Origin of the sequence: Cellvibrio polysaccharolyticus (assembly GCF_015182315.1) — a bacterium.
Classification (GTDB): Bacteria; Pseudomonadota; Gammaproteobacteria; order Pseudomonadales; family Cellvibrionaceae; genus Cellvibrio; species Cellvibrio polysaccharolyticus.
This window is the reverse complement of the sequence record NZ_PRDL01000001.1, coordinates 3,534,017-3,555,500: the sequence shown is the minus strand read 5'-3', so window position 1 is coordinate 3,555,500 and position 21,484 is coordinate 3,534,017. Positions and strand designations below refer to the sequence as shown.

The following is a 21,484-nucleotide window of genomic DNA, read 5'->3' as shown; positions in this document are numbered from 1 at the left end:
TTTTATATTTGTTTAGCATTCCTCGTCTCGCCGGTTTTGGAGCCAAACATCTAACGCCAAATTCGCATTGTGCCGATGTGAAATTTTTAAACTGTACGTGATATATGCTGCGTACGAGTCTGGTGTCAGGAGCACTACTTCGAAACCTTGCAAGCCAGGGATGGCTTGCGGGAGCTACATGGAAGTATCTATGCGATTTCGAAGTAGTGCTCCTGATGCCAGACGACCATATGGCACTTTCAAATTGGCACTTTTAAATCGCGAGTTGATAATACTCAAGGCAATCCCAACGGGGACAATCTTGGAAATACCTGATCGTCAGTATGGCGTAACAACTCAAGACAATGGCGTTTCAGTTGCATAAATTCGCTGCTGGTCACCAGGTCTGTATGACGTGGCCTGGCAAACTGCAAACGCAAATCCTCAATAATTCGCCCCGGCCTCGGGCTCATCACCAGAATGCGATCCGCCAGAAACAACGCCTCATCAATATCGTGCGTCACGAAAACAACGGTAGTGCGAATCTTCGACCAGATATCCAACAACAACTGCTGCATATCCAAACGCGTCTGAGCATCCAGCGCGCCGAAAGGCTCGTCCATCAACAACAAACGAGGCTGATTCACCAATACGCGAGCAATTTCCACGCGCTGCTGCATACCGCCGGACAACTGACTCGGCCAGCGCTTCTCAAAGCCATTCAACCCCACCAGCGAAATAATGTCCTGCGCCTGTTGCTCGCGCTCGGCTTTACCCAACCCGCGCATCTTCAAACCGAAAGCAACATTATCGATAACCGACTTCCACGGAAATAACGTGTGTTGCTGAAACACCATACCGCGTTCGGGTGACGGGCCTTTAACCGGTGTGTTATCTACCAGCAATTCGCCCGCACTCGGCGGCAAATGACCGGCAAGCGCGCCCAGTAAAGTAGACTTACCGCAACCGGATGGGCCGAGAATACAAATAAATTCGCCCGGCTGAATATTGATAGAAACACTATCCACTGCCTGAAAGCGGTCTTTCTTTTCACCCAGATGAATCGAAAGATTTTTCAGCTCAATTTCGCCGGGAATAATGTGATCAATCGTCATTACACATTTCTCCGCAGGTAATACCAGGGAATGAAAAAGTTACCGGCGAGACGCACCAGCAAACTGCACCCCATGCCCAGCACACCAATCAACAACATACCTACCACAATATCGGCGTAGTTTTGAATCACATAGGATTCCCAGGTGTAATAACCAATACCCCATTGGCCGGAAATCATTTCAGCGGTTACCAGGCAAAACCAGGAGGTGCCCATGCCAATGGTCAAACCGGTGATAATGCTCGGCGCAGCGCCGGGTAAAATCACTTCGTGCAAAATGGCAAATGGTGAAGCTCCCAAACTTTTTGCCGAAGCGATCAAGCGTTTGTCTACCGCTTCCACCCCGTGAATGGTATTCAGCAACACCGGAAAAAGTGCGCCGGTAAACGTGATAAAAATCATCGATACTTCGGAGGATGGAAACATCAGAATTGCCAGCGGAATCCAGGCAACGGCGGGAATAGGGCGCAAGACTTCCAGCGGTGGCAGTAATAATGCTTCAACCACGCGTGAACGCCCAATCACTAACCCCAGGGCAATCCCGACAATGACTGCCGCAAAATACCCGGAAAATACCCGTGCCAAACTGCTGCCGAGGTGCGGCAGCAGTTTGTTGGAGGTAAACAAATGCCAGGCTGCATCAAGCACAGCGGTTGGCGTGGGCACATAGGTAAAAGTAATGAAGCCCAGATTCAATTTCGTTGTAGACGCTACTTGCCAGAACAGCAGGCAAGCAAGTAGCGCACCGGTCTGCAAGGCAAGGCGTTTCCACTGGTTGATAAAATAGTTGACCAAACGCATGTTCATTATCCCTGCTGGTTGGCCGACGGGAAGTCCAGCACTTTGCCACCAGCTTTTGCTGCATGTTCTTCAGCCTGGCCTTTCAACAAAAATGCTTTCAATTGCCCTTGCTCATCCGCCACAAACCAGGCCTGGGTTGCCAGCAGTTTGATACCACTATCAAATGCCTGAGCGTAAACCGCGCGTATAGCCTTGCCTTCTTCTTCCAGTGCTTTCAACGCGGTGAAAGCAGCTTCCGGTGAGCTGTAATGACGCACCAGCGGTTCATCTTTTACCCAGATTTGCGCTACACGTTTGGTATCAGTGATGGCTACTCCGGTCGTGTGATCTTTGGCCGTGAGTGGCAATTGCTCATAATTTTTCAAGGCGGCTTCGTAATCAATACCGGATGCCGCAAAGGCGGCGCGAACGTATTTATCGGTAATAAATTTCTCTGCGTCCAGATCGCTTTGGGTGCGTTTCATGCTTCTTAAGGTGTCGATGGCTGTTTGGGTTGCCTGGCGATATTCCGGTTTCCAGGTCAGATCACGAGTTTGCAATCCCAGCGGGCCGTGGAAGAGGTAATTTACTTCCGCTTCAATACCGGTAACTTTTTCAATCAGCTCGCTATATTTTTCCGGCTCTGCTGCCAGTAATTGGTTGGCCTCCAGGGTTGCCTGAATATAGGCAACGACAATCTCCGGATATTTTTCCGCATAAGCGGCATCAACCAGGCTGCCATGGAAGGTCGGTGCATTGGTTTGTGAACCGTCGAAAATTTTTCTGGCGAAGCCGCGGTTGGGGAAAAGATCAGCAAAGGGCACAAAGTTGGCGTGTGCATCAATGCGATTGCTTTTCAGCGCCGAGCCAGCGATTTCCGGAGCCTGGGCAATAATGCGTACATCTTTTTCCGGGTCCCAGCCCTGGTCACGAATTGCGCGTAGCAACACACCATGCGCCGTAGACGCGAAGGGTACTGAAATGGTTTTGCCTTTCAGCTCTGCCAGTGACTGCACCTGCGAACTGGCTGGCACGACAATGCCGTTACCGCTGCCCTTGATGCTGCCGGAGAGCACGTTGATAAACAAACTTTTCTTGCCTGCTTCCTGAAAGGCAACGCCATTAAAGGAGCCGGGGAAGTCAGCCATGGAGCCAAAATCCAATTTACCGGCGACCATTTCATTGGTCAGCGGGGCGCCGCTGGTAAAGTTTTTCCACTGAATGTCGTAGGTAACATTTTCGTATTTACCGGTGCGCGGCAAATGCTTTTCGAGCAGTTTCAGTTCACGAATAACCAAACCACCGGCGGCGCAGTTGATGGTGGTGTCCTGTGTACCAAGGGCAACGCGGATGGTCTCGGCAGACGCGGTAAAGCTGACTACAGATGCTAATAGCAGTGTTAAAATTTTCGAATAAAAAGGCATGGTTTCCTCTCAGGAGTCATCATCGGATTCGTCTCCGCCCCGGTGTGCGAGGTAGGCTACGAGAGGGTCAAAGCAAAAATGCATCCGAAAGTTGTTCGGGTAGCAGAACTTTTTAGCGAAGCAAATAAGGAATTTCTACCTTCACTGCGCCAGTTGGGCAATCGGTTTCGCAAGGCATGCAGTACCAGCATTCGTCAAACTGCATAAACGCTTTTTGCGTTACCGGGTCAATTGCCAGCAGGTCCATCGGGCAAACGTCAACGCAAACTGTGCAGCCTTTGTGGGCTATGCACTTGTCTTCATCTACGGTTACCGGTGCGCTGCTGCGAAAAAAAATATCCTGTGCTCGTTGTGCCATTTAACAGGTTCTCCGCTCAGCCGTTGGCTGCTTTCAGGCGCAAATGCTGATACGCATCTTGCTCGGACTCATTCAATGGAATCAGGTAAGGTTCCACATCTTTCTTGAAGCTCACCATATTGCCGTGGGCGTCTTTTTTCAGGTGGCAGTGGTAAAACCATTCGGCATCATTACGCTCCGGGTAATCAACGCGGTGGTGATACAAACCCCATCGGCTTTCCTTGCGGTACAGCGATGCGCGAGCTGCCATCTCGGCACAGTCACGAATAAAGCTCACTTCCATGGCTCGCATTAATTCATGCGGGTTGTTAGCTTTGATTTGTTCAATATCCTCTTCAATGGCATGGAAACGGGTCAGGCCGATTTCCATTTTTTTAGTCACTTTGGGCGGCTGTAAATAATCATTTACAAAACGGCGTAATTTGTACTCCACCTGCGCGGGAGGTAAGCCTTCTTCGCGCAACAGCGGGGCATAAACGCGCTGTTTTTCCTGTTCAATTTTCTGTTGATCCAGTTCTGAAAATTCCCGCTCGCTAACATAATCCGCGGCGTTTTCACCGGCGAACCAGCCATAGGTAAAGGCACCGAGCATGTAATTGTGCGGCACTGCCGCCATGTCACCTGCTGAATACAACCCCTTTACCGAGGTTTCAGCTTTCTCGTTCACCCACACGCCGGAAGCACTGTGACCGGAACAAAAACCGATTTCGGAGATATGCATTTCCACCATGTCTTTGCGGTAATCCGTGTTGCGATTGGCGTGGAACTGGCCGCGACTGGGGCGCTCGTTACTGTGCAAAATAGTTTCAATGTTCTGGATGGTTTCTTCCGCGAGGTGATCCAGTTTCAGAAACACCGGGCCATTGCCGCCCTCGAGTTCCTGATAGAACTCCCACATCATTTGCCCACTCCAGTAATCGCACTCAATAAAGCGTTCACCTTTGTTATTGGCGGTATAGCCACCCAGCGGACCGGTCACATAGGCGCAAGCCGGGCCGTTGTAGTCTTTAATCAACGGATTGATTTGAAAACATTCCAGGTTCGCCAGCTCGGCACCGGCGTGGTACGCCATCGCATAACCGTCACCGGCATTGGTCGGGTTTTCGTAAGTGCCCATCAAATAACCGGATGCGGGTAAACCCAAACGACCCGCCGCACCACAGCAGAGAATGACCGCCTTTGCGCGCAGAATATGAAAGTCACCACTACGACAATCAAATCCGACTACGCCACAAGCGGCACCTTCGCTATCGGTTAACACCCGCGTACAAACAATGCGGTTGGTAATGGCAATGCGTGCGCGTTTCAATTGGCGGTAGAGCACTTTTTTAATATCGTGCCCTTCCGGCATGGGCAACACGTAGGAACCCATGTGATGCACTTTCTTGACTGCATAATCACCGGTTTCGTCTTTTTCAAACTTGACGCCCCAGCGATCCAGTTGCTCGATAGTTTTAAAACTGTTTTGCGCATAGGCGTAGACGGTTTTCTGGTTCACCACGCCATCGTTGGCAATGGTGATTTCCTTGGTGTATTGCTCGGGCGTGGCATGGCCGGGAATAACGGCATTATTCAAACCGTCCATGCCCATGCTGATAGCGCCGGAGCGTTTTACGTTGGCTTTATCAATCAGCAAAATACGCAACGCCGGGTTGCGTTCTTTCGCTTTGATGGCAGCCATCGGCCCGGCAGTGCCACCGCCAATCACCACGATGTCGTACTCTTGCTCCACGGTGTTAATGTGAGCGGTCATGACTTTTCTCCAGAGTCGGTACGATGACGATCAATACGTAAACGGTACTGAAAGGCATCGCCACGGTAATAAAGGTACTCGTAATCAATCGGTGTGCCGTCGTCGGTATGGGTTAACCGCTCGATGCGCATGATGGGCGAGCCTTCTTCTATTTTTAACAAACGGGTCAATTCGCTTTCTGCGAGAATGGCGTCAATCGCCAGTTCGGCATGGCCGAGGTTGTAACCGCAATCGTTTTCCAGAATCAGAAAAATATCGCGGGTAACCAGGTCGGCCTTTTCCAGTTGCTGGCCAATGTCCAGCGGTAACCAGGTTACCTCCAATGACACAGGTTCGCGGTTGACCAGGCGCAGCCGTTTTATCTCGCTAACCGGGCTGCCTTCCTTGATTTTCAACCGTTGCGCTACCTGACTGCTGGCAGCAACGGTTTTAAAACTGATCAAACGGTTAATAACTTCGTAGCCCTGCCGCCCCAGCGATTCCGCCAGGCCTTGCAGGGTGCTGACGTTCTGAAATGCCTTGGGCTTGGCAACAAAAGTACCCTTGCCATGGATCTTGAAAATCAGCCCTTCCTTCTGCAAATCGTTCAACGCCTGACGCACCGTGATTCTGCTAACGTCAAAACGCTGCCCCAATTCATTCTCCGACGGCATCCGGCTAAGTGGCGGCCAGGTACCATCCAGAATTTGCCCACGCAAAATTTCCTTCAGCTGGTTGTACAGCGGAACCGGAGACAGAGGAATCAGTTTGGGCGATTTAGCCTTCGACATAGTTATAGCGTCCAATCGAAAAGTTATAACTTGTTATAACAAGTTGAGCCGAGTATAGAGATGAGCAAAAAAGTCAGGAAGGAACGTTTAGTTCCAAGGTTATAACCAAAGTGGGGTAACAGGAGAAAATCAGGTGGGTATTGGATGAGGCGAATTGGGTAGTGGTTGGTTTGGCTTTGGCTGGGCGGAGCAGGAAAAGGCTCAGGTGATAATTGACTGCCTACCTTTTTCGGGAAGTCCACTTTTGAATGCTGCTAGTTTTCGGGGAGACTACCATAGAGTAAGCCATGACTCGTTATTTGTTCTTGATATTGCAAAGCATAACGTTGATACAAAAATTACTGTAAATAATATTTTAATTATCATGCTAACCTTTGCCTAGTGGCTCGCCCAGAGGCGCGAGCTTGCGGCGGCAGGACTGCTGCGCTTGGTTATAGCTTTTTGGCAATAATGGATATTTCGGCATCTGATAAAGGTCCATACTCGTTTGTTAGCATATAGGTTGCGCTAGACCCCGCCCCCAATGCCGCCTCTCGGAAAAATCGGAGCTCTAGCTCAGTGTAACCGCCCTTCATTTCTGGCACCAGATGAACTAGCATTTTGGGCTTTATGAGCCCCAAGAGAACTTTTGGCTCCTGATTTATTGCAGTCTTGAAAGAAGCCTGCACATCCGAAAAAATGCCTGCCAGCGTCCTAGGATGACTTAACCCAGAGCACGTAATTGTTCTATCACGAGTTTTTTGGAAGGTTCGGATTTTAAAGTGACCCTCATGAACCTGAATGTAAATTAAATTTTTCATTGCTTTCTAGCTATAACGCCCTGATCAGCTGCGGCTAGTGCGGGGCGATTTTGTGTTAATGTTTGAGCACCAGCGAGTAACGCAAAAGGCGCACAGTACCAGCCGTCAGGCTGGAACAGATTGTTAGGCCGGACCATTGCGACCACCACTTTCTTTCGCCAATGCCTGGCCCAAAGTCTCCGAAAATTCTTTTATGTCAAACGGCGATTGATAAAGGCAAAATACAGCCGAATTGTTACCTGTCAAAACCTGCGGCTTTTTCCGATATGTCTTTGGGAAGGACTCAAAGAATACCTCTACGAAGAATCCGATCATTACAAAGCAAACACTTCTTGCGACTGGGTATTGTCTCGCAAAGGGAGCCGCCTGAATAGTCCTTGTGTCCGACTCACTAAATCCAGGCACCGGTTGAGGGGTGCGCAACCGAGTTATTACCATTGGGTAGTCAAATCTACACATTGGCAGCTGATTAAGAATGACACTTCGTAAGTGATCTTCTATTTCTCGGGGGAAGTTTACGTTTGAGTAGGATTTATGACCGGATATTGAGATTCTCCACATGAGAGACAGAATCCACTTCCTAAAGCGATTAATATCCAGGTTGTGGAAGGTGACTCCACTCTCAGAGCGGTGCAATTGACCGATTTTTCCTCGGAGGAGACGCAGACCCCACTCGTCGTAGGCTTCGTTCAGAAAGCGCTCGCAATCTCCACAAAGTAGATAATCACTCCAACTATCTTGTGACAACACATTGGGTGTGACGTCGTCCCCCACTAGGACGACAGCCTGACCAGATCCAGCCTTAAAGATTTGCCGAAAGAGAGAGTCTGGAATGCTGTGAGAATTAACCAACGCCTTAGGTTGACGACACAGCTTGCATACAGTTTGCAATATATTTTTCCTTGAGCCTAACGCCTCAATCAGCCGCTGCGTCAGCAGTCGGCTGCATTGACTTGTTAGCTTCTTGTGGTTTAGGAGCAAGGAGCCTAACAACTAATTCCTGTAACGTTGTGGATTTTAAGCCTGCATTCCATGCAGATTCCAGTGCACGAGAAACAGCCAGAGGGTTTTTCTTTAATCCACCTGCATTCCCATAATATAAAGCAGCTTTATCTTCATGCGTCTTCCAATCCTCACCAAACTCTGGACCCACAGTATCCGTGATATTTGTCTTCCACATTCTCAAATTGGACTTTCTAATATCTGCCTCAGGCCAGTTTTCTGCCACATCGTGACCTAACAAGTATAAGATTGCCGCATTATCTTTTTTATGCTTATTGATTTCATCTTCTCTCGTTTTGTCTGTATCTGCGTCACAGACGACGAATACTTCAATTTTCAATAACTTTGCTATAGCCAAAGGCTTTAGCAATTCATTTTTTCCACCCACAGGAATAATGTGATAACCAGAACGTCTAAAATCTGAAAGCCTACCCATAAGCTGAATATAGGAGGTTAAATAGGCAACATCTTCTATACCTTCAACCAATATTAGCTTTCGACTAAAAAACATTTCGCTGATTTCTGGCCGTAAGGTAGGGTATAGCTTTGCAATCATTCCCGTTTCTTTAACCGCCTTTTCACCAGCATCGGTAAGTTCCTTTGCCAGTTCAGCATAAGTTAGCGAAGTAACATTTGAGCATGATGGAGAACCTAGCTCCCTCACCAAACGAACGTTGTGAAAATCATCTCCGGGGATAAAGTACGGACTATGTGAACAAACAATTATTTGTGAATTTTCATTGGCTAAATCTTGCAAAACCTCAGACAAATAACGTGCTTGTGGAGGATGTTGATATAGCTCAGGTTCTTCAATTGCCATCACGAGTGTCGGCGCATTTCCATCATCAATATCAGCTAGCTCTTGTAAAAGGGTCAGAAGATATGACCTTTGCATGCCATGACCAAAACGAGCCAGCTCACTTTCGAATCCTTTCTCACCTATTTTAATATGAGCAAGCGGCTCTTCTATCTTTATTGATTTTTCTGCATCATTCTTCCAAAGAACTTTTGCCGTCGCACTTGGATTTGACCACAGCTTTAACTTACTTTCCAGCGATTCAGAAATAGCCGAAAGAATACTCTGCTCCTCTTCCAGCATTGTTTGATAGCTTTTCCTTAAACCATCTCTAAGGCCTGATACTTTTTCTGAGAAATTAACTTTAGCCCGAATTGCTCTTGAAAGCAGTTGTCCAAGAGCTGAGTTCTTGCTTTCCTCCGCCTCTTCAGAAAAATCCTTAGAAGCCGACACAAAAACCCATTGCAAGTGAGGTGCAAGTCGGTTAGCTCCTTTAGATACACCATAGAACTGATCTTCACTTGGAATTAAACTACATTGCTCAGGGTGCGATGATTCAAAATCATTAAGTGAATTAGCCATATCGGCTTTTGCGGTAGCTTTTTTGATATCCGGCCATTTTGACTGTAAATTTGCGAAAATTTGCTTTAATTCTGAGACAGATTGTTTGGACTTTTCAGCTTCGAACCATACCTTGAACTCAGTCATTCCAAGGCGGTTACCAAATTGCTTCACCTCTGCTCTTTCCGTGCCTTCGTCAAACTCTGCCTTGGCTGTGACAACTAAACGTTCTTGCCGAACATAATCAGAAAGATCATGTTTAGCTTGAGCAGATAGATCTTTAAATGTGACCGTTATTGAAATTGGTTCCTTCACATTTTTATGATGAAAGTCGTCAATCGAGAGCTTACTTAAATCAGTTTTACTGTCCTTGTATTGACGGAAGAACACGTTAAGTGCATTCATTACTGTGGATTTTCCGGAACCGTTTGGTCCAACGAAACAACTGTAATCATCAAAGAATATTGTTTCGTCCTTGAAAGTTCGGAAATTCTGAATTCGTACTGATTCTATTTTCATTCTCGATCCTTGATATGGAAGCTAACGCAAAGCACAGGAGCAGAAAAATGCGTTAGCGGTTTTACGTCCCAGCGGCCGTAGGCCGTGACTGGTGCGCCTTGTTATAGCTAGCTACTTCAGAAAAAAAATCTAAAGTTTTTATGCGTTTGAGAATATTAAAACCGTAAATTTCGTTGGTTTTATCACAACCACCACTTACAACCTTTCCGTCTTCTCCAATAATGGGGGCACCACTACAGCCTTGAAACATTTCATGTCCTGGATGCTCTTCTGGCAATTTAAAGTACAGCATGTCATTTTCTAGTCTATCAAACTTCAAACCATGATAAATGTGTTGCGTTGTTTCAAGAGCGTTTAAATCAGGGATTAATGTTGGCTTGATATCACCAGAGAACCCATAGTATGTATCTTTGTTTGGTTCACCAATATCATCCACTGTAAACACAGGTCTTTCTTTAAGCTCTAATGTCTCACCCTTCCAGTTTCTATTGTGATAAAAGCTCTTGAAGTCAGGGAGAGCAGGATGGAAAGAGAACTCCACATCTTTATCATTTTTTGGTCTTTAGGGTAATCAGCTAAATAACTAAATTCATTTAAAAACAAAACTTTAGTTCTCTGATTTTCATCATCCAACTTTATCTGGGCGCTCCATTTTGATGATCTTTGTGCAACATGGAAAACAGTCAATAAAAAGCGCCCCCCTTTGAAATCAAGAAGGCACCCGGAACCAAAACCACAAGGCACGCCCATGATCGTCATGTTTTCGCAGTTGAACACTAGAGTATTTTATTAAATCTATCCATTGCATCATTTTAAGCCATAACATTTTTATAACGCGCATGCGCGTTATCCTGATTGGTGTTGCTCGTTATCACTCTTATCCAAACAGGCAAGCTGCTGACTATAAAGCGGTTTTTATGGAAATCAAGATGATAACGTGCATTTAAGTGGAGAAATACGAGCAGGGTTTGGGCGGCAGCTTCAATACACTGTATAAACAGGCGGTTTTTGATTCGTTTGGATTGCGTTAGCCCGAGGTTCAGGAGGGTTTGGTGATGTTGCGGATCAGTCCAATCATTTTTTCCCCGATCAGAATAACCACCAGCGATATCCCCGCCAGCGGGAATAGCAACATAAAGCCCAGTGTTATCCAGGCGATGTTGCGCATTTGAATGGGGGCGAGAGGTTTGGGGGCGGCGAGTTGGCCTTTGGGGCGGCGCTTCCACCACATTATTGGCCCGGTGATAGACAGTGCAATGGCGCCCAGGCAGGCGAATAACATAAGCAACTGATTCAATCGGCCAAAGTAATTACCCATATGTAACTGCACACCCAGCTCAATCGCCTGGGCTGCCCAGCCGTAATCGGCAAAGCTCACATCGCCCAGCACCTTGCCGGTGTATTGATCCAGGTGAATGGTGCGCTGGCCTTGTGGTTGATCCGGGTAGGTGTAAGCGGTGTAAATGCCTTGCGGATTTTTCGGCAGGAACAATCGATAATCGTTGCTCAAACCCTGTTGTGCAAAAATTTCTGTAGCGCGGTCTACACCAATACCCATGGCCAAATGTTCACTGGAAACACCGTGTCCACCGCCGTGGTGATCGGCATGCGGGTCAGGCTCCGATGCATCGGAATGATGCACATGGGATTCGGGCATAGGCTCGTTTTCCAATGTCCAGGGCGCATCGCCCAGCGCCTGTTGTAAGGTTTCTGCGGTTGGCGCTGCGCCGTGCATACGGTGGCTGGCGGGGTAGCCAATATCCAGTGCATCGGTTCCTTCCCGTAAAAAACCGCCCCACACGGTGGCCCAGGGTAAGCCGGTAATAATCAAAAAGGCCAGCAGGGCAGATGTCCAGAAGCCGGTTACGCTGTGCCATTCCCGCCAGGCCTTACGCCCGCGCACATTAAAACGCGGCAACAAGGTACCCAATAAACCGGAACCTTTGCGCGGCCACCATAAATACAAACCGGTAACAATCAGCACCAGCCCCCAGCAGGCCATCAACTCTACAACCGCGTCGCCCACATCGCCCAGCAACAGCGAGCCGTGAAAAACATCGGCAAAACCGACCAGGGTTTTTGTATAGACATATGAGCCAAGCGCTTCTGCGGTGCCCGGGTCAACATACACTCGCCACGCCTCGCCATTTTCCAGGGTGACAAATACCGTGGCTGTGCGTTCCGGTGTTGTCGGCATATCAATACGAGTCGCAGTACTGCCGGGATAATAATTCAGCGCGGCGGTAATCAGCTCACTGGCAGGTTTTGCGGGCAGTTGCTCGTTAACGAAACGCTGTTCGCTATACAGCAAATCATTAATTTCATCGTTGAATAAATAAATAGCACCGGTGACGGCGAGAATCAGCATAAACGGCGCAACCACCAGCCCGGCATAAAAATGCCAGCGCCAGATGGAACGGTATAAAGACGGAAGTCGCTCGGTGGTATTTTCTGTTTTCATTATTGGATTTGTCATTTGTTGTTATTTGAAACCATTTGCAAAGCCGCGCGTTTGATTTACAGAAAGTTCAAGTTCTGCACCGGGCGAGTTTGACGTTAGGCTTCGTGTTCCAAAACCGTCGGGTCATGGACGACCCGTCGGCGCTACAGGGATGTATTTATGCATTTTTGGAACACGAAGCCTAATGGCAAACGTACAGATTGATTGGTATCTACAATACGGAGAATATAACCTACTGCCAGTACACAGTCGCAAAGCATTGGGTGATCTCTCAGATATTTTTAAAATTTATGACTCATCGTCAAATCCACACTGCGCGGTGCGCCCAGGTACAACTGGGTAGCTCCATAACCTGACCAGTCCGCGTAAAGCTCATCGGTTAAATTACGGCCTCGCAAGGTCAATAACCCGTAAGCGGTTTGCCAGCTGATTTGTGCATCCAACAAGGTATGGCCATCTACCCGATACGTATTGGCATTGTTGGTATAAAAGTCGCCATTGTGACGCACCGTGGTGCCGAAAGTCACTGGCAGACTCAGCAAACTGTAATAAGCGCTGATGTTAAACAGCTGCTCCGGCACATTGGATGGGCGATTGCCCTCGCGGTTGGCGCCACCGGCTTCCAGCAGTTTGGTAAATTCGGTATGCAATAAAGCGGTGTTAGCGTCAATTCTGAATTGATCGGTAAAGGCAGCCGAGAATGATAACTCCACGCCGTAAGATTCCTGACTACCACCTTGCACCGTCATCGCCGGATTCAGTGGATCGCGGGTGAGAATATCGTCCTGGGTAATGTGATAAACCGCTGCCGTTAAATCAGCGCGTTCATTCCAGAAACTGGTTTTCACGCCCAGCTCAAAGGCATCGCCGGAACTTAAATCAAACTGAGCGTTGGTGCTGTTTAAAAATAAAAAACTGGAAACCGGTGTCACCGCGTGGCTGAACTGCGCATACAAATGCGTGCGCGGCGTTACATCAAACACGCTGCCCAATCGCCAGGAAAGCGGGTCGTAATCCTGCCCGTAATTGGCCAAGGCACCGGTATTTAAATCCAGTGTTTCGCGATCCAGATCAACCCGCTCGTAGCGTAAACCACCAACCAGTTGCCAGCCTTGTGTCAGGTAATGCGCCGCTTCCATAAAAACCGCTTCGGTAGTGGAATCGCTTTGCCATTCCACACGGCTGCCGCTGCCAGGAAAGTTTGCCTCGGTTAATGCCGGGAATAAACCGCGTTGCGGATGAAAGCGGTCAACCGCTGTGGTGGTGCCAAAACGTCGTGAGGTACCAAACGAGGTATCGCTGTACTCCGCTCCCAGGGTAAAACGGGTGCGACGCCCGGCAATGTCGCCGTCGAAGGCTGCCCAACCGCGTGCTGACCAGTAATCGTGATCGTGCGCGATGCGCGTGGTACTGCGGTTTAACAAACCGGTGCTGCTATTAAAGGCCACGTCTTCTACGTTTTTCCACAAGCGATCGGCGGTGTAACCGGCGACTTCACCCACCAGGCTCCACTGTGAATCCAATTGATAATTGGCACGGCTGCGCAATTGCCAGGATTCGGAATCCATCAGGCCGTCGTCCACGTTGTAGTTGGTGCGAATGGTGGCGCGATCTACCACCAGCCCCTGGTTATTGCTGACCAGATTCACCGGATCTCGGGCAGCCGACAAGGGCACCAGGGTAGAACCGAAATACGGTGTGGTGGATTCGTCTTTGAAGTAATCGAGAAACAGATTAATCGTCAGGCGCTCACTGGGCTTGATTAACAGTGAGTTGGTAATGGCGGTGGTTTTGCTGTCGGTGTCATCGGCCCAGCCATCGCTTTGGCTCATGCTCACATCGGTGCGCAGGGCCATGATGTCATTCAGCGGAATATTGCCGCCCACACCGGCGCGAAAGGTATCGAAAGAGCCGCCGCTGATCAGCGCCGCGCCCGACCACTCATTCAAATACGCGCGCTTGGGCACCAGGTTGATAGCACCAGCCAATGCGCCTTCGCCATAGAGTACCGACGCCGGGCCTTTAAGAATTTCTACCCGTTCGAAATTGAAAGTATCGAAATTGCGAATGGCGCTGTTGGAGCCGGTAACACGCACGCCATCAAACAAATAGGCGATGGCAGTACTGGTAAAGCCGCGCATCGACGACACGCCCACCGAGCCGGGCAGGGTGCCGCTGTTCACACCCGGCGCGGCGTTCAGGGCTTCCACCGAGGTGCGCAGCCCTTCAATTTGCATCCGCTCCTGGGTTAATACATCGAGGGTTGCCGGGGTTTCGCGATGGGTCAGTCCAAGGCGGTTGGCAGCCGGGGCTGCTGTGTCGAGTGCCATGGCCGCAGCACGCCCGATTACAATCATTGTCTCAACCGGTTCAGCTTCGCTCGCCGCAGGTTGTTGTGCCAACGCCGTGTTGCCAAATAACGCCAGAAAAAGCGCCGCCGGTAAAAAGGGCAATTTAAAAGGGCGGGTAACACATCGGGCAGAGAGGTGTGATGCTGGCGTGTGCAAACGTGGCATGGCGTATCCTTAGGGGATCAGAAGGCACTGAAAATTGCAGTGCACAAAATTACTATGATCCCCCTCTGCTGACCATGCGACATAATGTCGCGCCCGCCCGCACACTGCCCCCTGTCTGTTCCGAATTGAATGGCCCGGTTCAAAAAAACCGGTATCCGGCGTTGCCATGACCATCTGCACGGTGGTGATTCATCGCAGCGGGCGCTTCCGGGACGTAGCGACCATTGTTTGAGTCTGGATGAGCTGGCCAACCGCATTCAGCAGATTACCGAACAAAACTCGGAAGACGCCCATCAACTGCAAGGCGTGAGCCGCACCTCTACCGAGCTGGCGCAGCGTTTGTATCACATCAGTCAGGGATAACTGGCAGGAAAAGCAGAAAAAAAAAGGGGCTGCAATTGCTTGCAACCCCTTTCCTGTATTTGGCTCCGCCTGCTGGACTCGAACCAGCGACCCAATGATTAACAGTCATTTGCTCTACCGACTGAGCTAAGGCGGATCGGAATTTCCGAAGGCGCGCATAATACTGTTATTCAAAAATGAAAGCAACCCCGAAAACGTTTTTACTGTTTTTGCGCTAACCCGTTGATTTTAATGCGCGCGCAGAGCGCCGGTCATGCGGTTGTCGCGGGTCAGGTCGGGCGGCGTGTCAGGTTAACGGTTGCTTTAAACACGACCCGGTATAGGACGGCATCCGTGGTGGTGATCAACCACTCCTGTCAAAACCCCGGCAAGCGTCCGCTTTGTGGAATTGTCGGCGACAGCGTTTGCTCATGTTGCAACAACCAGCGCTTTCTATCCAGCCCACCTCCGTAACCGGTGAGCGAGCGATTGGCACCGATCACCCGATGGCAAGGCACCACGATACTGATGGGGTTTGCGCCATTGGCCATGCCGACGGCGCGTACCGCTTTGGGGCGGCCGATGCGCTGCGATAACTCACCGTAACTGAGCGTTTCCCCTGCCGGGATCTCGCGTAACGCTTGCCACACTTCACGTTGAAATTCGGTACCGCCAGTCGCGGTAATCAATTGGTCAACCGCATTGAGGTCGCCCTTAAAATAAGCCTGCAATGCCGGTGTTGCCGTAGAGCGTTGCGTGGCCTCATGAAATTCTATGTGATGGCCGGGGTACTGGCGGCGCACCAGCAATAAAAAACGCTCTTCATAATCGTGCCAGTCAAGTGCACGCAACTGATCCTGCTCGTCAGTCACAATCAGCATTTCACCCACAGGGCTGGGTTCGCGTTCGATAAAAAAATGTAATTCAGGCATCACGGGTGGCTCGGTTTTATACAGGCTAAACAGAAGAGTGTTACGCAACGAAGCGTGACGTGAATTCGTTGCCGTAGCAAGCCGGATTATCCTGGCGTGCTCAATAAGGTGGCTCGCTCAATCTTACCGGAAGCCAATAAAACATGGGCTGTAAAAAGGATGAGCAGGTCTGCGTTGGCGGCGCCTCTTTTAACCGTGACGCTGGCGGTATGCCCCGCCGTTTTGGTAATGCTGCTGCCGTGGCAGGAGGTATGAATACGGGCTGCGGTGCGGTTGAGTAAGCGGCTTTACCTTCTGTTATAAATCGAGTATTTTTACCGAAGGAAAACGTTTACCTTGCTGCATTTTTCCCCGCGTCAGCCCAGTAGTCAATTTTCCTCGCAGCAGCCGTAGCCACATCGCGACGCTAGGCACCAATAATTAATAAAGGATAAATGGTAAAAAATATGCGCAGGTTAAAAGCCGGTTTAAGCCTCTGTACGCTGGGTTTTTGTACATTGATTGCCATGTTAACGAGCGGTTGCTCAAGTCCCCCGGAAAACCTGGCTGGAAAAGAAATTTTGTCCGTATCGGCCACTGGCCGTTATCAGGCACCGGTGAAGTTCAACACCGACTGGCAATTTGCGCGCTCTGACAAGAAACTCGATTTTCAGCAGGCACAAGCTATTGATGCCTGGGAATCGGTGTCTTTGCCGCACACCGCCAGGGTCGAGCCGAAAATTGTCAATGATCAGTGGCAGGGCGATGCCTGGTATAGCAAGTCCATGGCGTACCGTAGTGAATGGGATGGCAAAAAAGTCATTCTGGATTTTGAAGCCGCCATGAATGAAACCGAGGTGTGGCTGAACGGCGAAAAGGTAGCGCACAACCTGGGCGGCTATTTACCTTTTTCTGTGGATCTTACCGGCAAGCTGGATAAAGCGGGTGAGAACAGGCTGTATGTGCGTTTGGATAATCGCGACAACCCCATTACCGGCCCCAAGCCACTCGATATTCTGGATTTTAATACCTACGGTGGTATTTACCGCAACGTGTGGTTACGTGTGGAAAATCCGCTGCACATTACCGATGCGGTAGCCGCCGATAAGGTGGCTTCCGGTGGTATTTTTGTGCGCTATCCGAAGGTGACCCGCGAGGCTGCGCAGGTATGGGTGCAGACGCATCTGGTGAATGATGGTAATGCCCCGACCGTAAAAATACGCCAGACGCTTATCGACGGTGATAAAACAGTTGGCAGCACAGAAACGCTGGTTAACGCCCTGGGGCAGCGTGAATTGACCCTGTCGCAAACGCTTGATGTGAGTTTGCCAAAGCTGTGGTCACCCGACAGCCCGAACTTGTACCAATTAAAAACCGAAGTGCTGGTGGATGATGAGGTGTGGGATCTTGAAATGACTTCCATCGGTATCCGCCGCTTTGAACTGGTGGGGCAAGATCTTTACATCAATGGTGAAAAAACCTTTCTGCGAGGGGTGAACCGCCATCAGGAATACCCTTACATTGGCTATGCATTATCGGATGCTGCCCAGTATCGGGATGCGGAGAAGATCAAGGCGGCCGGCTTCGACTATGTCCGCTTGTCGCATTACCCGCACTCCAACACCTTTATGGCCGCGGCGGATGAGTTGGGGCTGGTGCTGGTGGATGCAATACTCGGCTGGCAGTATGTGGGTGAAACCCGGGCGTTTGAAGATCATGTGGTAAACACCTGCCGCGATATGATCCGCCGCGACCGCAACCGCCCCTCGGTGCTGGCCTGGGAGTGCTCCCTGAATGAATCCGCGATGAGCGAATCCCTGATAGACCGGCTGCATGCCGCGGTGCATGAAGAATTCCCCGGTGAGCACACCTATTCGGCGGGGTGGATGGATTACCGTTACGACATTTTTTTGCAGGCGCGCCAACACCGCTCGGATCATGAGCAGCCAACCCGTGGCAAGCCTTATGTCGTTTCCGAGTATGGGGATTGGGAATACTACGCGATGAACGCCGGGCTGAATCAGGACGATTGGCAGGATCTTCAGCAGGCGGATCGCTCCAGTCGGCAATTGCTGAGCGATGGCGAAAAGCGTTTGCAGCAACAGGCCGCCAACGTGGCCGAAGCCCATAACGACAATTTCAATGTGCCGGCGTTCGCGGATGGTTACTGGGTGATGTTTGATTACAACCGCGGTTATGCCGATGATCTTGAAGCATCCGGCATTATGAGCATTGATCGGCTGCCCAAGTTCAGTTACTACTTTTACCAAAGTCAGCGTGACGCTACCCAACAGGCCGGCGGATATATGGCTCATATCGCCAGTCATTGGACAGCGGATTCTTCGCTGAACTTCAAGGTTTACAGTAATGCAGATTCCGTGGACTTATACCTCAACGGCGAAAAAGTAGCTGAGGGCATACATAGTGGAAACTACAGCAACCTGGCGCACCCACCCTTTGAGTTCCATCTGACAGCATTCAAGCCGGGCATATTGGAAGCGCGTGCATTGGTTAACGGCCACACGGTGGCCAGCCACCGTGTGGCGACCCCGGGCGAGCCAGCAGCGATGGTGATGTGGCTGGACGAGTCGGCGCTGGCACCGCAAGCGGGTGTGAACGATGTAGTTTTTGTTTACGCACAATTACAGGATGACAAAAACCATAATAGTCGCGTTAATGGTGAGTGGGTTCTCTTCGAAGTGAGCGGCGATGCCGAATTGGTATCGCCTGCCAGGGTTGTTACTGAAGATGGTATTGCGGCGGCCTTGATTCGGGTTGGTCACAACCTGGAATCTATTCGGGTGACCGCGTCGGCGAAGGGCGTTAAGGAGGCCGGGTTGCACCTCTCCCAATGACCGGTGGCGACGGTTTGATGATGGTCACCCGCCTCGCCGCCACTCATCAAATTACCACACGGATTATCAGCGAATAGGGGCAGTTTTTTACAATGTCATTGAACACGGTTGGCAAGTTCGCCCTTGGCTTCGGCTTTCTCGCGCAATTTTATGCGGCGCAGGGCATTCATATTCTGGCTGTGCCTTACTATCAAATGACGTTAGGCGTTGACCCCTTTCTTTTAGGGTTGGCCATGACGCTGCCTTTACTGCTGGCCGGGGTGTTGGGGCCAGTGGCAGGACATGTTTCCGACAACATGCATAGTCGTTGGGGGCGGCGCAGGCCGTTCATTGCGGGAAGCGCTCTGGCATTATGTTTCAGTTACGGTCTGGTGTGGATGGTGCCGCAACACTGGTCGAGCTTTGCTCAAATCAGCTACTTCACGGTAACCGCATCCTGTTTCTATCTTGCCGGTGTGGTGTACAGCGTGAGTTTGCGCAGCTTCACTTATGAACTTGCCGGAGGCTACCACCAGCGTACCTCCCTGATGGGCTTCACCGCGTATTTTCTGAAGGCCGGATCGCTAACCTACCAGTGGGCATTCCCGCTGGCGCAACTGGCATTCTTTGGTGGCGTGCTGGCCGGTATTAAATTCGTCGGGTGGGGCATTGGTATCGGCGTGTTTGCTTTGTTGGGGTTGTTGCCTGCGCTACTGGTGCGTGAAGCCGCAGGGCCACGTCATTTGATGGATGCCCATTTGCCTTTTCTTCAAAGCATGGGTGCGGTATTTGAAGATCGTAACATGCGTATTCTCATGGCCATCATTCTTATCCAGATGGGCGGCGCTGCCTGTGTGGCTATGATGGATTACTACTTGCTGGTGTATTACGTCAACGGTGGCGATATTCAGCAAGGCTCGGTGTGGAAAGGGGTACTTTCTACCGCCTATGCCGTGGGTGGCATGGCCTATGTGCCAGTGGTGACGCATTTGTCATACCGGGTAGGCAAGGTGCAGGCATTGCGCTTGATTCTGGGGCTCAATGCGGTGGGCGGGCTGGCCAAATGGTTCATTTATGTACCGGGGGCCGAGTGGTTGTTACTGTTGGATGCGGCATTGTGCAGCGCAGTCTGGACGGCGATGGTGGTACTGGTACCCTCGATGATAGCGGATCGCAGTTCGGCGGCGGCCGGTCAGCACAGCAAAACCGGTGTTTATGCGTCGGTGCAAAGCTGGGTGATTATATTGGCCAGCGTTATCGTGTTTTTGGGCAGTGGGCTGTGCCTTAACCTCATAGGTTTTGAGTCGCAACTGGCCGGCAATCAACCTGAGGACACTCTCTTCGCCATGCGAGTGATTCTGTCCGCAGGAACCGTCGGGTTCAGTGTGCTGGGGCTATTGGCTTTGGCGCGTTATTCGAGTCACAGGAACGTAGAGTTACAGGTGTGAATGCGACAACTGTGTCGATTATAGGGTAAGCAAATGGTAACGATAAAAGATGTAGCTCGGGTGGCCGGTGTATCAACGGCAACAGTGTCCAGAGTGGTACACAATGGCGGTCAGGTTGGCGAAGCTTGTCGCCATCGGGTCAAAAAAGTTATCGAAGAACTGGGTTACCGACCCAATGTAAATGCCCGGGCGCTGGTCAATAACAGCAGCAATACCATCGGTGTGGTAACGCCGAAACTCTCAATGACTTTTTTTGGTTGCCTTGCGTCCGGCGCGGAAAAGGCGGCACGCAAAAAGGGCTTGAAGTTATTGATGAGCAACTCGCTGTACGAAACCAAAACCGAGCTGGATGCCATCGAATCACTGCGTGAGCACAGCTGCAACGCGATTATTTTGCACAGTGAATATTCGGATGAAAAAACCATCAAAAAACTGGCAGAAAATATTCCCGGGCTGGTGCTGATTAATCGCTACATACCCGCGCTGGCGAGTCGTTGTGTCTGGCTCGATAACCTCTCCGGTGGCAGACAAGTGGCCGAATATCTCATCAGTCGCGGCCACACCAGCTTTGCCGTGGTCACCAGCGTGTACCGGAACCATGATCCCCAGTTGCGCCTGAAAGGCGTTGTTGAAGTGCTCGACGCGGCGGGTCTGAAGTTGGACCCGGCCAATGTTGTGGAATCCACAGCCAATATGGAGGGTGGTGCAGAAGCCGTTTCCCGATTGCTGGCCAGTGGTGCGAAGTTTACGGCGCTTATTGCTTACAACGATCTTATGGCGATAGGTGCCATGAACGCGTTGCAGGATGCTGGCCTGCGGGTGCCTGACGATGTTTCTGTGGTGGGCTTTGATGATCTCTATATCAGTAAGGCCTGTCGTCCTCATCTTACGACCATGGCTTATCCCATCGAAGAAATGGCCGAGTATGCGGCTAATCTGGCGATAACTTTGAGCAAGACGCCACAGGAACCCATTAGCAATACCCATCTGTTTTTGCCAACGCTGGTAGAGCGCGATTCGGTGAGGGATATCAGTAAGTCATAAGCTGTCTGTCAGTCCGGCAAACCCGGCAGCAATAAAAAGAGGCTCCGAAGAGCCTCAAGAGAGCTTTTTCTG

15 protein-coding genes and 1 tRNA gene are annotated in these 21,484 nt (G+C 50.3%); 4 read left to right on the top strand and 12 right to left on the bottom strand.

Annotation, left to right across the window (positions count from 1 at the left end):
* Positions 1-275: 275 nt before the first annotated feature.
* From C4F51_RS15005 to C4F51_RS14960, 10 genes are all read right to left on the bottom strand, one after another.
* Positions 276-1,094, bottom strand: a complete 819-nt coding sequence (locus C4F51_RS15005) for an ABC transporter ATP-binding protein (RefSeq protein ID WP_193911156.1) — start codon at positions 1,092-1,094, stop codon at positions 276-278.
* Complete coding sequence (locus C4F51_RS15000) at positions 1,094-1,894, bottom strand: ABC transporter permease (protein ID WP_193911154.1); 801 nt, start codon at positions 1,892-1,894, stop codon at positions 1,094-1,096. Before C4F51_RS15000 ends, C4F51_RS15005 begins: the two co-directional genes overlap by 1 nt.
* A 5-nt stretch (positions 1,895-1,899) precedes the next feature.
* On the bottom strand, positions 1,900-3,297 hold the full coding sequence (locus C4F51_RS14995) for an ABC transporter substrate-binding protein (protein WP_193911152.1): 1,398 nt from the start codon (positions 3,295-3,297) through the stop codon (positions 1,900-1,902).
* A 112-nt stretch (positions 3,298-3,409) separates the two neighbouring features.
* The gene (locus tag C4F51_RS14990) at positions 3,410-3,655 is read right to left on the bottom strand and encodes a 4Fe-4S dicluster domain-containing protein (RefSeq protein WP_193911150.1); all 246 of its coding nucleotides are present in this window, start codon (positions 3,653-3,655) and stop codon (positions 3,410-3,412) included.
* Between the two features lie 16 nt (positions 3,656-3,671).
* Entirely contained in the window at positions 3,672-5,408 is a 1,737-nt protein-coding gene (locus C4F51_RS14985; RefSeq protein ID WP_193911148.1) for a fumarate reductase/succinate dehydrogenase flavoprotein subunit, read from the bottom strand.
* A complete protein-coding gene (locus tag C4F51_RS14980; RefSeq protein ID WP_193911146.1) occupies positions 5,405-6,178 on the bottom strand; it encodes a GntR family transcriptional regulator in 774 nt (257 codons plus the stop codon). The genes C4F51_RS14985 and C4F51_RS14980 overlap by 4 nt, the downstream gene beginning before the upstream one ends.
* A gap of 1,716 nt (positions 6,179-7,894) precedes the next feature.
* The gene (locus C4F51_RS14975) at positions 7,895-9,856 is read right to left on the bottom strand and encodes an AAA family ATPase (RefSeq protein WP_193911144.1); all 1,962 of its coding nucleotides are present in this window, start codon (positions 9,854-9,856) and stop codon (positions 7,895-7,897) included.
* Positions 9,857-9,917: 61 nt separating this feature from the next.
* Entirely contained in the window at positions 9,918-10,397 is a 480-nt protein-coding gene (locus tag C4F51_RS14970; RefSeq protein WP_193911142.1) for a hypothetical protein, read from the bottom strand.
* A 498-nt stretch (positions 10,398-10,895) separates the two neighbouring features.
* On the bottom strand, positions 10,896-12,317 hold the full coding sequence (locus C4F51_RS14965; RefSeq protein WP_193911140.1) for a PepSY-associated TM helix domain-containing protein: 1,422 nt from the start codon (positions 12,315-12,317) through the stop codon (positions 10,896-10,898).
* Positions 12,318-12,598: 281 nt separating this feature from the next.
* A complete protein-coding gene (locus C4F51_RS14960) occupies positions 12,599-14,833 on the bottom strand; it encodes a TonB-dependent receptor (protein WP_193911138.1) in 2,235 nt (744 codons plus the stop codon).
* Positions 14,834-14,962: 129 nt separating this feature from the next.
* On the opposite strand from C4F51_RS14960, the gene C4F51_RS14955 reads away from it, so the two are divergent.
* A complete protein-coding gene (locus C4F51_RS14955) occupies positions 14,963-15,196 on the top strand; it encodes a hypothetical protein (RefSeq protein WP_193911137.1) in 234 nt (77 codons plus the stop codon).
* 60 nt (positions 15,197-15,256) lie between these two features.
* Here C4F51_RS14955 and C4F51_RS14950 read toward each other — a convergent pair.
* Positions 15,257-15,332: transfer RNA gene (locus tag C4F51_RS14950), tRNA-Asn, on the bottom strand.
* A gap of 220 nt (positions 15,333-15,552) precedes the next feature.
* Positions 15,553-16,107 (bottom strand): methylated-DNA--[protein]-cysteine S-methyltransferase, encoded by a 555-nt coding sequence (gene ogt, locus C4F51_RS14945; RefSeq protein WP_193912624.1) that lies wholly within the window; start codon positions 16,105-16,107, stop codon positions 15,553-15,555.
* 446 nt (positions 16,108-16,553) lie between these two features.
* On the opposite strand from ogt, the gene C4F51_RS14940 reads away from it, so the two are divergent.
* The 3 genes from C4F51_RS14940 to C4F51_RS14930 all read left to right on the top strand — a co-directional run bounded on the left by C4F51_RS14940 (position 16,554) and on the right by C4F51_RS14930 (position 21,412).
* Positions 16,554-18,941: a glycoside hydrolase family 2 protein gene (locus tag C4F51_RS14940; protein ID WP_235992347.1), complete on the top strand. Its 2,388-nt coding sequence runs from the start codon at positions 16,554-16,556 to the stop codon at positions 18,939-18,941.
* Between the two features lie 92 nt (positions 18,942-19,033).
* Positions 19,034-20,368, top strand: coding sequence for an MFS transporter (locus tag C4F51_RS14935; RefSeq protein ID WP_193911135.1), 1,335 nt, complete (start codon positions 19,034-19,036; stop codon positions 20,366-20,368).
* Between the two features lie 33 nt (positions 20,369-20,401).
* Complete coding sequence (locus tag C4F51_RS14930; RefSeq protein WP_193911133.1) at positions 20,402-21,412, top strand: LacI family DNA-binding transcriptional regulator; 1,011 nt, start codon at positions 20,402-20,404, stop codon at positions 21,410-21,412.
* The last annotated feature ends 72 nt before the right edge of the window (positions 21,413-21,484 follow it).

Excerpts from the sequence above, each read along its gene's own strand:
- C4F51_RS15005 (WP_193911156.1), bottom strand. The coding sequence starts at position 1,094 with ATGACGATTGATCACATTATTCCCGGCGAAATTGAGCTGAAAAATCTT.
- C4F51_RS15000 (WP_193911154.1), bottom strand. The coding sequence starts at position 1,894 with ATGCGTTTGGTCAACTATTTTATCAACCAGTGGAAACGCCTTGCCTTG.
- C4F51_RS14995 (WP_193911152.1), bottom strand. The coding sequence starts at position 3,297 with ATGCCTTTTTATTCGAAAATTTTAACACTGCTATTAGCATCTGTAGTC.
- C4F51_RS14990 (WP_193911150.1), bottom strand. The coding sequence starts at position 3,655 with ATGGCACAACGAGCACAGGATATTTTTTTTCGCAGCAGCGCACCGGTA.
- C4F51_RS14985 (WP_193911148.1), bottom strand. The coding sequence starts at position 5,408 with ATGACCGCTCACATTAACACCGTGGAGCAAGAGTACGACATCGTGGTG.
- C4F51_RS14980 (WP_193911146.1), bottom strand. The coding sequence starts at position 6,178 with ATGTCGAAGGCTAAATCGCCCAAACTGATTCCTCTGTCTCCGGTTCCG.
- C4F51_RS14975 (WP_193911144.1), bottom strand. The coding sequence starts at position 9,856 with ATGAAAATAGAATCAGTACGAATTCAGAATTTCCGAACTTTCAAGGAC.
- C4F51_RS14965 (WP_193911140.1), bottom strand. The coding sequence starts at position 12,317 with ATGAAAACAGAAAATACCACCGAGCGACTTCCGTCTTTATACCGTTCC.
- C4F51_RS14960 (WP_193911138.1), bottom strand. The coding sequence starts at position 14,833 with ATGCCACGTTTGCACACGCCAGCATCACACCTCTCTGCCCGATGTGTT.
- C4F51_RS14955 (WP_193911137.1), top strand. The coding sequence starts at position 14,963 with ATGGCCCGGTTCAAAAAAACCGGTATCCGGCGTTGCCATGACCATCTG.
- ogt (WP_193912624.1), bottom strand. The coding sequence starts at position 16,107 with ATGCCTGAATTACATTTTTTTATCGAACGCGAACCCAGCCCTGTGGGT.
- C4F51_RS14940 (WP_235992347.1), top strand. The coding sequence starts at position 16,554 with ATGCGCAGGTTAAAAGCCGGTTTAAGCCTCTGTACGCTGGGTTTTTGT.
- C4F51_RS14935 (WP_193911135.1), top strand. The coding sequence starts at position 19,034 with ATGTCATTGAACACGGTTGGCAAGTTCGCCCTTGGCTTCGGCTTTCTC.
- C4F51_RS14930 (WP_193911133.1), top strand. The coding sequence starts at position 20,402 with ATGGTAACGATAAAAGATGTAGCTCGGGTGGCCGGTGTATCAACGGCA.